General features: G+C 60.6%; 9 protein-coding genes. 8 read left to right on the forward strand and 1 reads right to left on the reverse strand.

The genetic code is table 11. The annotated features are described in order from the left end of the window. Positions 1-11 precede the first annotated feature (11 nt). Positions 12-377 (reverse strand): response regulator transcription factor, encoded by a 366-nt coding sequence (locus LNV06_RS09500; protein ID WP_263538005.1) that lies wholly within the window; start codon positions 375-377, stop codon positions 12-14. A gap of 206 nt (positions 378-583) precedes the next feature. Between LNV06_RS09500 and LNV06_RS09505 the strand changes: the two genes are divergently transcribed. From LNV06_RS09505 to coaE, 8 genes are all read left to right on the forward strand, one after another. Further along, entirely contained in the window at positions 584-2,128 is a 1,545-nt protein-coding gene (locus LNV06_RS09505) for a methyl-accepting chemotaxis protein (protein WP_263538006.1), read from the forward strand. A 29-nt stretch (positions 2,129-2,157) separates the two neighbouring features. Then, the gene (locus LNV06_RS09510) at positions 2,158-3,027 is read left to right on the forward strand and encodes a phosphate/phosphite/phosphonate ABC transporter substrate-binding protein (protein WP_263538007.1); all 870 of its coding nucleotides are present in this window, start codon (positions 2,158-2,160) and stop codon (positions 3,025-3,027) included. A 22-nt stretch (positions 3,028-3,049) separates the two neighbouring features. Beyond that, the gene (locus LNV06_RS09515) at positions 3,050-5,305 is read left to right on the forward strand and encodes a sensor histidine kinase (protein WP_263538008.1); all 2,256 of its coding nucleotides are present in this window, start codon (positions 3,050-3,052) and stop codon (positions 5,303-5,305) included. Between the two features lie 44 nt (positions 5,306-5,349). After that, positions 5,350-8,574 (forward strand): CHASE domain-containing protein, encoded by a 3,225-nt coding sequence (locus tag LNV06_RS09520; protein ID WP_263538009.1) that lies wholly within the window; start codon positions 5,350-5,352, stop codon positions 8,572-8,574. A gap of 178 nt (positions 8,575-8,752) precedes the next feature. Next, positions 8,753-10,474: a type IV-A pilus assembly ATPase PilB gene (pilB, locus tag LNV06_RS09525; RefSeq protein ID WP_263538010.1), complete on the forward strand. Its 1,722-nt coding sequence runs from the start codon at positions 8,753-8,755 to the stop codon at positions 10,472-10,474. A 54-nt stretch (positions 10,475-10,528) separates the two neighbouring features. Next, complete coding sequence (locus LNV06_RS09530; RefSeq protein WP_263538011.1) at positions 10,529-11,749, forward strand: type II secretion system F family protein; 1,221 nt, start codon at positions 10,529-10,531, stop codon at positions 11,747-11,749. Between the two features lie 28 nt (positions 11,750-11,777). After that, positions 11,778-12,707, forward strand: coding sequence for a prepilin peptidase (locus tag LNV06_RS09535; protein WP_263538012.1), 930 nt, complete (start codon positions 11,778-11,780; stop codon positions 12,705-12,707). 10 nt (positions 12,708-12,717) lie between these two features. Beyond that, positions 12,718-13,320: a dephospho-CoA kinase gene (coaE, locus tag LNV06_RS09540; protein WP_263538013.1), complete on the forward strand. Its 603-nt coding sequence runs from the start codon at positions 12,718-12,720 to the stop codon at positions 13,318-13,320. The last annotated feature ends 39 nt before the right edge of the window (positions 13,321-13,359 follow it).

A 13,359-nucleotide genomic window follows, 5' to 3' on the forward strand; every position in this document is an offset into this window, starting at 1 on the left:
TCGCCTGAGGCTCAGCGCAAGACCTTGCCAATCACCTTCATCAGCTCCATGGGGCTGAAGGGTTTGATCAGGTACTCATCAGCACCGGCCTTGATGCCGGCTTGTTTATCGGCCTCTTGGCCGCGCGCCGTCAGCAAGACGACCTTGGTGCGTTTCAAGGCTGGGTCGCCCTTGACACGTTGGCAAACCTGCAAGCCATTCAAGCCGCCCGGCATCATCACATCCAGCAACATCAGATCGGGCTTGAAGCTCGAGACCTTGCTCAGCCCTTCGTCGCCGTTGGGGGCTTCATCAATCTGATAGTCGTCGAATTCAAGCGTGACACGAATCAGTTCACGGATTTCTTCCTGATCTTCAACAATCAGAATCTTCTTCATGGACGCGCTCCGGTCTGCAAAAGACGTTGAAGGATGATGCCTCAAACGCGAGCCAATGGGTCGAGAAAAGCGCGAAAGCAGCTCATATTTCACGCCCATTGAAACCGCTCCCTCAAAGCGCTCAAGATTGCTCTACAGTCGGCCGAAGACGAGGGCGAAAACGACGATTGAGCGAGCATTGAGCCAGCAACGGAGTCGCAATCTGCATGAACCCGAATTCAAGCCATGATCGAACCATGCTGGCTGTCATCGTCAGCAACGCCTTGCTTGCGCTGGCCTTGGGATCTGCCCACGAATCCTTGGGTTTGGCCCTGTTATGGACGCTGCCCAGTTTGGTTTTGGCGGGCCTGATTTTTCACTATCGCAGTGAGAGCGAATTCGGACGACTCGGCTTTGCCAGCCTCTTGGCCATCTTGGTCGGCTTGCAGCTGCAGCTGACTCAGGGCGCCAGCAGCATCCACGCCAATATCTACATCTCGCTGTGCCTGCTGCTGCCCTATGCCGATTGGCTCGTCATCGCCTATATGGGCGGACTGTTCGCCACGCACAAACTGGCTTTCAAATGGCTCAGTTCCAGCACCTCCCCCTTGTATGTTCATGAAGACACGGGCACTTGGTCTCAGGTCGCCGACTGGGGTTTTCTGCTGACATTGACCGCATTTTTGATCTTCTCGGCCCGTCAGCTGCGCCGCCAAGCGAACGAACGCTTCGAGATGGAGTTCTTGGTCAAGGCCATGGGTCAAAACGGGCCGATACGCCTGAACTTTGATGCGGTGCGCACCCACTCAGATGTCGGCTCGCGCCTCAAACATGTGCAGCAACGCATGGCCGCGGCTTTGCGGCAGGTGCGCGACGCGATCTTTAAAGTGCACTCGGCCGCGCAGGAGGTCGGCGAGAGCAGTTCAGAGTTGATGGAGCGCACCAATCGCACGGCAGCTGGCTTGAACGATGCCGCCATGTCCTTGGAGCAGATCACTGTGATCGTGAAAGAAAGTGCGCGTGCATCAAAAGAGGCCTTGGCGCATTCGCAAGCCTCCTCGGAAATGGCCACCAAAGGCGGTCAGGTGGTGCAGCAGATGGTGGACACCATGCAGGAGATCGACAGCTCCTCGCGCCGCATCACCGACATCATTGCGGTGATTGATGCGATTGCATTCCAGACCAATATCTTGGCGCTGAATGCCGCGGTCGAGGCAGCACGCGCTGGCGAGCAGGGACGCGGCTTCGCCGTCGTTGCCAGCGAGGTGCGCATGCTCGCCGGTCGCTCGGCTGAGGCGGCCAAAGAAATCAAACAGCTGATTGCGACCTCCACCGAGACCGTGGCACGCGGCACGCAACAGGCCAATCTGGCCAGCAGCACCATGTCTGAGCTGGTCAGCTCGGTCAAGAGCGTCAGCACCGTGTTTGACAGTCTGACCGCTGACAACGCCGAACATGCCCAGGGCATCGAAGTGGTAGCGGCCTCGGTCAAAGAGTTGGATGCGGTCACTCGCCAAAACGTGCAGGTGGCTGAACGTTCGGGCCAGATCGCCGACGACTTGCTGCAACAGGCCTTGATGCTAGCCGAGGTCTTGAGCACCTTCCGCCTCGGCGAAGATAGCGCGGTGGCCGAGTTGCTCAAAACTGCGCAGCAAACGGCTCAAGCCTCTAGCCAGGCCCAGATATCCCAGCATCAACGCAATCAAGCCAAGTCGACTAGTCCCAGCAATCCCAGCAGCTCCAGCAGTGACTCGAATATCGACTTCTTTTGATGTCAAAAACTCAGGTACGAGGTCGCCCCATGAGCAAATCTCTCGCCCTTCTCTTCCGAGCCTTCAAGCTCAGTGCCGGGGCTCTGCTTGCAGTGAGCCTGATGACACACAAGGCGCAGGCCGAGGAGGTGGTGTACCGCTTCTCGCCGGTCAATCAAGCCAATATTGCCCTGACGGCTGACTACTGGAACCCCATCATCGCTTACGTGTCGGAGCGCAGCGGCGTCAAGTTAGGTTTGAAGATTGGACGCACCTCCGCCGACACCACCAGTTATGTATTGGCCCAGGAAGTCGAGTTTGTCTTCAGCAACCATTTGTTCAGCCCTGAGCGCGAGAAGCTTGGCTGGAAGGTCTTTGGCCGCCGCCTTACACCGCCGATTCACGGCCAAATCATTGTGCCTGGCGATTCGGCCATCACCGACCTGAGCCAATTGGCCGGCAAGGACATCGTCTACCCCGGACCTGAAGCCTTGGTGTCTTACAAATTTCCCTACGCCAATTTACTGAACAAGAAGATCGACACCAAGGTGGTGTTTGCCGGCAATGCCGACGGCGCCTTGGCCCAGTTGTTCAGCGGCAAGGCCAGCGCCGCAGGCGTGAATTCGCAATTGGCTGAAAACTATGGCCGACGCGAGGGCAAAAAGTTCCGCGTGCTGTGGAGTTCAGAACCCCTGCACGACTTGGCTTTGATGGCTTCCGCCAAGGTTCCCGCCAAGGATGTTCAGGCGGTGGCCAAGGCCTTTGCCGGCATGCACAAAGACCCCAAGGGCAAAGCCATCTTGGCCGAGGTGTCCAAACATGTGGGGCTGACCGACGAGGCCTATTTCATCCTCTCGGACGGCAGCGAGTACGACCCCTACCGGCGCTTTTACCAAAACGCCCCGGCCCAACTGCGCTGACCGGCAAGGCTGAGGCCAGGTGATGCCCGCCTTGCGACTCTTTCCCTCCAGCCTGATCGGTCGGGTCTTCCTGCTCTACCTGATCTCCTTGCTGCTGGCGGTCGGCGGGGCGATGGGTTGGTTCGCTTCCCGCAGCTATGCCGACAGCATCGCCGGCGCCCAAGACTCCGCCGACACCTTGATCAGCCTGCTCGGCCCCGTGGTGACCGAGTCCGCCGTGATTGGCGATTACGACACCATCGAGCGAGCCCTGGAGCGCGCAGCCAAACACACCGACATCAGCGCCGCCATCTTCATCGACCTCAAGGGCGGTTTGATCGAGCGCCGCGGCCACAAAGAATCCGTTCTCAAAGCGCCTGACTGGCTGTTCAAGGCGATCGAAGAACAGCTGCCGGAACTCAACCTGAACGTCTCTGCGGGCGGGCGAGACTATGGCGTGCTGCGCCTGCGCTTCAGCATCGCGCACATCGCCACCACTTTTTGGCAGCAGACGATTGTGGCGATCGGGCTTTCGGCGTTGGGTCTATTGATCGGCTTGGCGATGGTCTGGTGGCCCTTGAATCGATGGCTCGGCAACCTCGGTCGCATTCAGACTTTTGGCGAACAGCTGCAGGTGTCGGGCGGGGCCCTCAGCCCTATGCTGGCCGATGACGCGCCGCTGGAATTCCGCAAGACCTTTGAAGTGCTGAATCAGGCCGCCAGTTCCTTGCAACAAGAGCGGGAGCGGGCCAGCGTCACCTTGGCTGCCATCGGCGACGGCATTGCCACCACCGATGCGCAGGGCTTGGTGCTGCTGGCCAACCCCGTGCTGGCCCAGATGCTGGAGCGCCCTTCCGAGCAAATTCTGGGTCAGCGTATCCAGGACTTGCTGCCCGATGTGGCGCTGAACCCGACAGCCGGTAGCAGCTGGAAGACGCGCATACGACTCAAACCCACCGCCGGTGGTGCCCGTGTGCTCGACCTCAGCCGCACCGCCGTGATGGACAGCAACGGCAGCTCGGTCGGTTGGGTCTATGCCTGCCGCGATTTCAGCCAGCAGCAGGAACTGGACGACCGACTGCAGGACGAGTTACGCGCCCGCGCCAAAGTGATGCAATCCTTGCGCGAGATGTTGCAGGGTTTTTCAAAACCCGAGCTTGCGGGTCATGAGGCGGGTGCCGACAGTGCCGAAAACACGATCCTGCTCAAGCTGGTGCAAGACCTGATCGTCCAGCTGCGCGAACGCGGTGAACAGCTGGCCACCATCTTCGCGCTCAGCCCAGATGGCTTCGTCTGGTTTGATGCCGCAGGTTTGACGCGCTATGTCAGCCCGGCCTTCACGCGCCTGTCCGGCATTCCCTCGCAAAGCGCCTTGGGTCTGCAAGAGGATGTCTTGTTGCGCGCATTGTCTGCAAGGCAGGACGGCGAAGCCGCAGCCATCGAGAAGACCCAATTGCGCCACGGCCGCTTGCGCCTGTCGATCGAGCGCCCGACCCGTCGGGTGCTGGAGCTGACGCTTCACGAAGGCTCGGCCCGCGAAGGCGGCGAAACCTCGCAGCTCTTGCACCTCAGCGATGTCACGCATCAGGTCGAAGTTGACCAGATGAAAAGCGAGTTCTTGTCCACCGCGGCCCATGAATTGCGCACGCCGATGGCCAGCATCTTTGGCTTTACCGAGCTGCTGATGACTCGGGACAATATTGCGCCGGATCGTCAAAAGCAGATGCTGGCGCGCATCTATCGGCAGAGCCAAGCCATGATTGCCATCCTCAACGAACTGCTCGACTTGGCGCGCATCGAAGCGCGGCGCGGTCAGGACTTTGAGATGGAATTGCTGGACCTGAACACCGTCATTGAAGAGGTGGTGCAGGACTTCAAAGCGCCGGATGAGCGCCTAGGCCCTGAACTGAGCCTGCCCGCGAGCAGCAGCCAAGTACAAGCAGACCGCAAGAAATTGCAGCAAGTGCTGCGCAATCTACTTTCCAACGCCTACAAGTACTCGGCAGTAGGTGGACGTGTCTGGCTGCGCGTGAGTCAGGTGGCCGAAGCCGATGCGGCGCAAGTGAAGATCGAAGTGCAAGACCAGGGCATCGGCATGACGGCCGAGGAGCTCTCACATGTGACGGAACGTTTTTACCGTGCGGACAAATCTGGCACGGTGCTGGGCACCGGACTGGGCATGAGCATCGTGAAAGAAATCGTTGAGTTGCATGGCGGCCAACTGGCCCTGGCCAGCGAGCTGGGCCAGGGCACCACGGTGAGCGTCTTTCTGCCCTGTGCGCTGGCGGGAGGCTTGTGAGTTCGTCTGGTCGCGATCGATTGTGGCATCGGCCGGCAGTTGGTTTGCTGACTCGAGTCACCTTAGCGCTGGCTGGCCTCTTGCTACTGTGCGAGGCATTGAACGTCTATGGGCTGCGGCCGCTGTTGAGCCAGCAAGACTGGGCCTTGCGCCTGTGGAGCGAGGTCTTGCTGCTGGTCTTGCCCGCGGTGCTTTATCTTGCATGGCGCGGAGAGCGCTTGGCGCGATCCAGCCTCGGGCCTGGCGAGGGACTGGCGAAGGCACAGACACAGACACAGACACAGACACAGGCACAGGCGCAGACCAAACCCTTGCGCCGCGCACGCATCACCCTGATCTTGGGTCTCTTGCTGACCGCTCTGCTGCTGCACTATCAAATTGCGAATTTGCGCAACATCGCGCTGGTGCGCTTTGATCGCCTGGCCGCCGGCTTGGAGGACGATGTACGTCGGCGTTTTGAGCACCCCGGCTACGGCATGCGTAGCCTGGCCGCACTCCACGCGGCCAACCTCTCGCTGCGTCGTGAAGAGTTCGCCAACTTTGTGCGCGCCAACCGCCCCCCGATTGATTTCAGCGCCATCAACAGCTACGGCTTTATCGAACGCGTCCGACGCGATGAACTCGAGGACTTCATCCACAGCCAGCGCAATACCGGCGTACCCGACTTCGCGGTTCAAGACGCGGGCGAAAACGGTGACCTCTACATCATCAAGTTCATCGAACCCCTGGCCTATCACCGTGCCGCCTTAGGGCGCAATCTCGGCGCCGAGCCGGTCCGGCGCGCAGCACTTGAACTGGCCTATCGCTCTGGCCAAGCCACCTTGTCCGGCGCCGTCATGCTGGAGAACAAGGGCGAATCGGCGACAGGCTTCCTTTATCTTTTGCCCCTGCACTATGTGGGTGCCGCCACGCAAAGCGAAGAGCAAAGAATCGCCGCAACGGCCGGCCTGATTTTCGTGCCCTTGGTGATGGACAACTTGATGGAAGGCATAGGCTCAGGCATCCAAGGTCTGCTGGACTTTGAACTCTATGACGGTCCAGCGCTGGAGCCAGCAGGCCTGGTGTACAGCCTGGGCCAGGAACTGCAAGTGTCCAGGGCCCAAACTGCCCGGAGTCCCGACAAAGATTTGCGTGGCCACATGTTTCAAGCACGGCGCAACTTTTTCGTCGGTGGCCGCGAGCTGAGCCTGCGAATCAACAGCACGGACCGATTCGCCGAGCTCGCCATAGAAAGCCGCCCAATTTTGACCAGCTTGGGTGCTGCGGCCATGAGCTTGTTGGCCGCTGCCATCGTCTGGCTCTTGAGCATGGGCCGGGCTCGCGCCGAGCTGCTGGCCGAAGACATGACGCTCGATCTCCGGCAAGCGAAAGCGGTGGCCGAAACGGCCTTGCGAGACCATCGCTTGATGCTGGAGACCCTGAACCAGCATTCTTTGGTGTCCATGGCCGATGCACAAGGCCGCCTGATCTATGCCAACGACGAGTTCTGCCGCGTCACCGGCTACACACGTGAGGAGTTGCTGGGCCAAAACCATCGGATCGTTCATGTGGTGGACGAATCAAGGGCCGCGCTGAAAGAAGGCAGCGCGATCCTGGCCCAAGGGCGCAGTTGGTCCGGAGCCATCGGCTTTTGCAATCGCCAAGGGCAGACCTTTTGGGTCAAGCTGACCGTGGCGCCTAGCCTGGACTCGCAAGGTCAGGTTGAGCGTTTCGTCGCCATCCAAACCGATATCAGCACGCAAAAGCAGCTCGAAGCCACCTTGGCCCTGAGCAATGAACGCTTTGCCTTGGCCTTGGAAGGCGGCTCAGATGGTCTGTGGGACCGCATCGACACCCAGGCGGATGCCGAATGGTGGTCACCGCAGTACTACCGTTTGCTGGGACTGGAGCCAGGCGAGGTGACCGCCAGCGCCAGCCAGTTTGAAGAACGTTTGCATCCCGATGATGCGGCCCGACACGCGGCGGCCCTGGTGGCGGCCTTACAAAATGAGGCGCCCTACGACCTAGAAATCCGGCTTTATATCCGCGGCTGCGGCTACCGCTGGTTCCGTGCGCGCGCCAAGGTCTTCTTCAACACCGAAGGTCAACATCGGCGCATGGCAGGCTCGCTGCAAGACGTCCATGAGCTGAAGATGGCTGAGGCTCGCATGAAGGAACGCAGCGAGCAGCTGGCTGCGGTTTTTGCCCTGAGCCCGGACGGTCTGGTTTCCATCGGCACCGAGCACACGATACGTTATGTCAGTCCGGCCTTCACCCAACTGACCGGGCTGGGCGCCGATGCGGTGCTGGATCTGGAACCCAATGCCCTGCTGACGATGCTGCAAGCGCTAAGCAGAGCAGAAGGTACAAAGGAGGATACTGACGCAGACGAAGTCTTGAACTTGAACGCCCTCAAGCAAGGCCCACTGAGCCTCACGATCCGAACGCCCCAGCATCGTGTCTTGTCCTTGAGTTTGCATGAGGGCGGCACTGGCGAGGTCACCCAGGTGCTGTTGCTGCGCGATGTCACGCACCAGCATGAGGTGGATCGGCTGAAGAGCGAGTTCTTGGCGACGGCCGCTCATGAGTTGCGCACACCCATGGTCAGTATCTACGGCTTTACCGAGTTGCTGATCACGCGCGAGTTGGCGCCCGAACGCCAAAAACAAATGCTGGAACGGATCTACCGCCAGAGCCAGGCCATGATCGACATCCTCAACGAATTGCTGGACCTGGCTCGCATTGAGGCCCGACGCGGCCAGGATTTTGAATTGGAGGACACCGATTTGCGCGTGCTCGTCCAACAGGCGCTGAACGACTTCCGAGCGCCGGAGGGTCGCGACGCGGCGACGTTCGAGGGCGACACCGCGCCCCTGACGGTCCATGTCGACGCCATGAAGATTCAGCAGGTGCTGCGCAATCTGCTCTCCAACGCCTACAAATTCTCTGAGAGTGGTCAGATCTGGGTGCGACTCAGCCAGCGCACGGCGACGCCCGACTCGCCGGCGCTGGCCTGTATGGAAGTTCAAGACCAAGGCCGAGGCATGACGCCTGAGCAACTGGCCCGTGTCACCGAACGCTTTTACCGCGCCGATCAGTCCGGTACCGTGCTGGGCACCGGACTGGGCATGAGCATCGTCAAGGAAATTGTCAGCCTGCATGGTGGGCAGCTTCAGCTGAGCAGCGCCCTGGGCGAAGGCACCACGATCACCGTCTTGTTGCCTCTGGCTGTCACGCTCTCTGGGCAGTCGGATTCCTCAGCTTTGGCAGGTGAAAACCCCTCTGTTTGAGATTCCAGCCGCGTCGCCAAATGGCCTAATCGTGTGCAAAGCCACGAGCCAGGGCTGCGCGCAGCCTTGGCCCGGTTTACAGTGCGACAGGAGTCGCTGAAGCTGCCCGCCTCACTGTGATGGACAAAGCCTGAGGCCTTGAACCTCTCAACCTTCGAAGCCTACAAGAACACAAGCAATGGATGCCACCTTGGCCGAGCCGCCCCAGTCCGCCCTTTCCGGCGTGGCACGCATGCTGGTGCACGCCGGCAAGCTGCAAGCCAAGGTCGCTGAGGACTTGGCTCGGCAGGCGCGCGAGAAGAAGATCAGCTTCGTCAATTCGGTGATTGCTTCTGGCGCCGTCTCCTCCGTAGACCTGGCTCACACGCTCTCCACCGCCTTGGCCCTGCCACTGCTGGATCTGAACGCCATGGATCCGCAGCGCATGCCGCACAACATCATCGATAGCAAGCTGGCCTTGCAATATCAGGTGGTGGTCTTGGGCCGGCGCGGCAGCCGGCTCTTCATCGGCGGCGCAGATCCGACCGACCAAGAGGTGGTGGAACGCATCAAGTTCGCCACCCAGCTGGCACCCGAGTGGGTGATCGTCGAACACGACAAGCTCGTCAAGATGCTCGCCGGGTCCGCCAGCAGCGCCGCCGAGACGCTGGAGTCCATGGCGGGCGGCGACTTCGACTTTGACATCGGCGAAGAAGAAGCCGCGCCCCAACAAGAAGCCGCCGAGATGGGCGATGTGGAAGACGCACCGGTGGTGCGCTTTCTGCAAAAAATGCTGGTCGACGCCATCAATATGCGCGCCTCTGACTTGCACTTCGAGCCCTATGAATACCACTACCGGGTGCGCTTCCGCGTGGACGGTGAGTTGCGCGAAATCACCCAGCCGCCGATTGCCATCAAGGACAAGCTGTCATCGCGCATCAAGGTGCTGTCGCGCCTGGACATTGCCGAGCGGCGTGTGCCGCAAGACGGCCGCATGAAGCTCAAGTTCGGCGCCAAGGCGATCGACTTCCGTATCAGCACCCTGCCCACCTTGTTCGGCGAGAAGATCGTGATCCGGATTCTGGACCCCTCGTCCGCCAAGCTGGGCATTGACGCCCTGGGCTACGAGAAGATCGAAAAGGAACGCTTGCTGGCCGCCATCTCGCGCCCCTACGGCATGGTGCTGGTGACCGGGCCCACTGGCTCGGGCAAGACGGTGTCGCTGTACACCTGCTTGAACATCCTGAACCAGCCGGGCGTCAATATCTCCACCGTCGAAGACCCGGCCGAAATCAATTTGCCGGGCATCAACCAGGTCAATGTCAATGACAAGGCCGGCTTGAGCTTTTCTGCCGCCTTGAAGTCCTTCTTGCGCCAGGACCCCGACATCATCATGGTGGGTGAAATCCGTGACCTGGAGACGGCCGACATCGCCATCAAGGCCGCACAGACCGGCCATATGGTGATGTCAACGCTGCACACCAATGACGCGCCCAAGACCCTGACCCGCTTGCTGAACATGGGCGTAGCGCCCTTCAATATCGCGTCCAGCGTGCTCCTGATCACCGCCCAGCGCCTGGTGCGGCGCCTGTGCGAAAACTGCAAAGCCCCCGCCGAATACCCGCGTGAAGCCTTGTTGCGCGCTGGCTTTCAGGAAGAAGAACTGGACGGCAGTTGGAAGCAATACCGCGCGGTGGGTTGCTCCAGTTGTAACAGCGGTTACAAAGGACGCGTTGGCCTTTACCAAGTGATGCCCATTACCGAGTCGATTCAGCGCATCATCCTGGCCGAGGGTTCGGCCATGGACATCGCCGTGCAGGCCAAAGCCGACGGCGTGCGCGATCTGCGCCAGTTCGGCTTGGTCAAGGTCCGACTGGGTGTCACCACCCTTGAAGAAGTGCTGGCCGCAACCAATGAATAATTCGCACGCTTTTATCGCTGCGTGCACGGGGCTAGTGCCCAGGAGCTGATGGATATGGCAACGACGACGGCATCCAAGGGCGCGAATGACGCGACCTATGAATGGGAAGGCAAAGACCGTAACGGCAAGATCGTGCGGGGCGAGTTGCGCGCCGGTGGTGAAGCCATGGTCAGCGCCACCCTGCGCCGCCAGGGCATTCTGGTCAACAAGGTCAAGAAGCGCCGGGTCAGTGGCGGCAAGGCGATCAAGCAAAAAGACATTGCCATCTTCACTCGCCAACTCGCCACCATGATGCGAGCCGGCGTGCCGCTGCTGCAGTCTTTTGAAATTGTCGGCCGCGGCAGCACCAATCCCAAACTGACCCGCTTGCTGAATGACATCCGCCAAGATGTGGAGACCGGTACCAGCTTGTCCACCTCTTTGCGCAAGCACCCACTCTATTTCGATGCGCTGTACTGCAATCTGGTCGAGGCCGGTGAGGCCGCCGGTATCTTGGAGTCACTGCTGGACCGCTTGGCCGTCTACCAAGAAAAGACCGTCGCCATCAAAAACAAAATCAAGTCCGCGCTGACCTATCCGGTGGCCGTGTTGGTCGTGGCCTTTGTGGTGGTGGCCGTCATCATGATTTTTGTGGTGCCGGCCTTCAAGGACGTGTTCAAGTCCTTCGGCGCCGACTTGCCGGCGCCAACGCTCGCCGTGATCGCCATGTCAGAGTTCTTCGTCGCCTATTGGTGGGCGATCTTCTCGACGATTGGCGGAGGTCTGTACTTCTTCTTCCAATCCTGGAAACGATCGGTCAAGATGCAGGCCACCATGGACCGCATCCTGCTGAAGATCCCGGTTTTTGGTGACCTGCTTTACAAGTCGGCCGTGGCCCGCTGGACCCGCACCTTGTCCACCATGTTCGCGGCCGGCGTGCCCTTGGTTGAGGCGCTGGACTCAGTCGGTGGTGCTTCCGGCAACGCCATCTTCGCGGAGGCCACCGAGAAGATCCAACGCGATGTATCGACGGGTACCGCCTTGACCACCTCGATGCAATCGACCGGCATCTTCCCTACCATGGTGCTGCAGATGGCCGCCATTGGCGAGGAATCGGGCTCGCTGGATCACATGTTGTCCAAGTCCGCCGAGTTCTACGAGGACGAGGTCGATGAGGCCGTCAAGTCGCTGTCCAGCCTGATGGAGCCCTTCATCATCGTGATCCTGGGCGGCATCATCGGCGGCATCGTGGTGTCCATGTATCTGCCCATCTTCAAGCTCGGCCAAGTGGTTTGACGCTTGCCCTTTCTTGCCGAATTTGCCCATGAATCTAGATCTCAACTTTCTGCTCTCCCCCTTGGTCCTGGGCCTATTCGGCCTGTGCATCGGCAGTTTTCTGAACGTTGTCATCCACCGCATCCCCTTGATGCTGGAGCGCCAATGGATGGCGGATGCTGGCGCTCAGCTGGGTGATGCAGGCGAACTCAGCCGTGCTATGGGATTGCCGGCCGATCAGGCCGAGAAGCTGGCGGCGGCGGCCAACGCCTTGAGCGAGCGGATCGAGAAGCTACCGAAGTTAGGCATTGCCCTGCCGCGCTCACGCTGCCCCAAATGCGGCCACCAACTGGCCTGGCATGAGAATTTGCCCTTGCTGGGCTGGTTGCGACTCGGCGGCAAATGCTCCGCTTGCAAGACAGCCATCTCCCCGCGTTACCCGGTGATTGAGCTGACTTGCGGCCTCTTGTTTGCTGCACTGTCTTGGCGCTTTGGCGCGCAGCCCAGCACCTTGCTGTGGTGCGGCTTCAGCGCCTGCCTGCTGGCGCTTGCCGCCATCGACTGGGACACCACTCTATTGCCCGACTCCTTGAACCAGCCCTTGCTGTGGGCGGGCTTAGCCGCCGCATTGCTGGGTTTCACCATCCCCTTGGACGACGCCATGACCGGCGCTCTCGTGGGTTACCTGTCTTTGTGGTCGGTCTACTGGCTGTTCAAGTTGGTCACCGGCAAAGAAGGCATGGGCTATGGCGACTTCAAGCTGCTGGCCGCCCTGGGTGCTTGGTTGGGATGGCAAATGGTCTTGCCGATTGTGCTGGGCGCCTCGCTGATTGGCGCCTTGGTCGGCATCGGCTTGAAGATGAATGCCAAGCTGCGTGAAGGCCGCTATGTGCCCTTCGGCCCCTTCTTGGCGGGCGGTGGCTTTGTGGTGCTGTTCGCTGGCGCACCGCGGGTGCTGGGCTGGCTTGGCTGGGCATGAGAGGCCAGGCTTGAGGATAGGCCTGACCGGCGGCATCGGCAGCGGCAAGAGCACGGTGGCCAGCTTTTGGCGCGAAGCCGGCGCCGCCCTCATTGACACCGACGCGATTGCGAGAAGCTTGAGTGCGGCTGGCGGCGCCGCCATGCCGGCCATCGTGGCCGAGTTTGGTTCCAGCCTGCAAAGCGCAGACGGCGCCCTGGACCGCGCCGCCATGCGCGAACTGGCCTTCTCCGACGCCAGCGTCAAGGCCCGCCTGGAGGCCATTCTTCATCCCTTGATCGGCGCGCAAACGCGTTTGGAAGAGGCGCAAGCGAGGGCGGCGGGTCAGGACCTGATCGTTTTCGATGTGCCGCTGCTGGTCGAGTCTGGCCATTGGCGAGCTCGTGTCGATCGCGTCTTGGTGATCGATTGCGAAGAAGCGACGCAGATTGCCCGCGTCAGCCAACGCCCCGGATGGACCGAAGAAGCGGCCCGCGCGGTGCTGGCCGCGCAAGCCAGCCGGACGCAGCGTCGCGCTTGTGCGGATGCAGTGATCTTCAACCAAGAACTGTCCCTGGAGGCCTTGCGCAGGCAAGTCCTGACCCTCGCCCAGGCTTGGCGACGAGGTAAATAGTTCAATGCGCAGCCTCTGCCGAGGCTGAGCCGCCGCAGG

Origin of the sequence: Paucibacter sp. Y2R2-4, from assembly GCF_025717535.1 — a bacterium.
In the GTDB taxonomy this organism is placed as follows: Bacteria; Pseudomonadota; Gammaproteobacteria; order Burkholderiales; family Burkholderiaceae_C; genus Paucibacter_A.

Bases quoted from the DNA above. Each gene is read 5' to 3' on its own strand.
- LNV06_RS09510 (WP_263538007.1), top strand. From the start codon at position 2,158: ATGAGCAAATCTCTCGCCCTTCTCTTCCGAGCCTTCAAGCTCAGTGCC.
- LNV06_RS09500 (WP_263538005.1), bottom strand. From the start codon at position 377: ATGAAGAAGATTCTGATTGTTGAAGATCAGGAAGAAATCCGTGAACTG.
- LNV06_RS09515 (WP_263538008.1), top strand. From the start codon at position 3,050: ATGCCCGCCTTGCGACTCTTTCCCTCCAGCCTGATCGGTCGGGTCTTC.
- pilB (WP_263538010.1), top strand. From the start codon at position 8,753: ATGGATGCCACCTTGGCCGAGCCGCCCCAGTCCGCCCTTTCCGGCGTG.
- LNV06_RS09535 (WP_263538012.1), top strand. From the start codon at position 11,778: ATGAATCTAGATCTCAACTTTCTGCTCTCCCCCTTGGTCCTGGGCCTA.
- LNV06_RS09530 (WP_263538011.1), top strand. From the start codon at position 10,529: ATGGCAACGACGACGGCATCCAAGGGCGCGAATGACGCGACCTATGAA.
- LNV06_RS09505 (WP_263538006.1), top strand. From the start codon at position 584: ATGAACCCGAATTCAAGCCATGATCGAACCATGCTGGCTGTCATCGTC.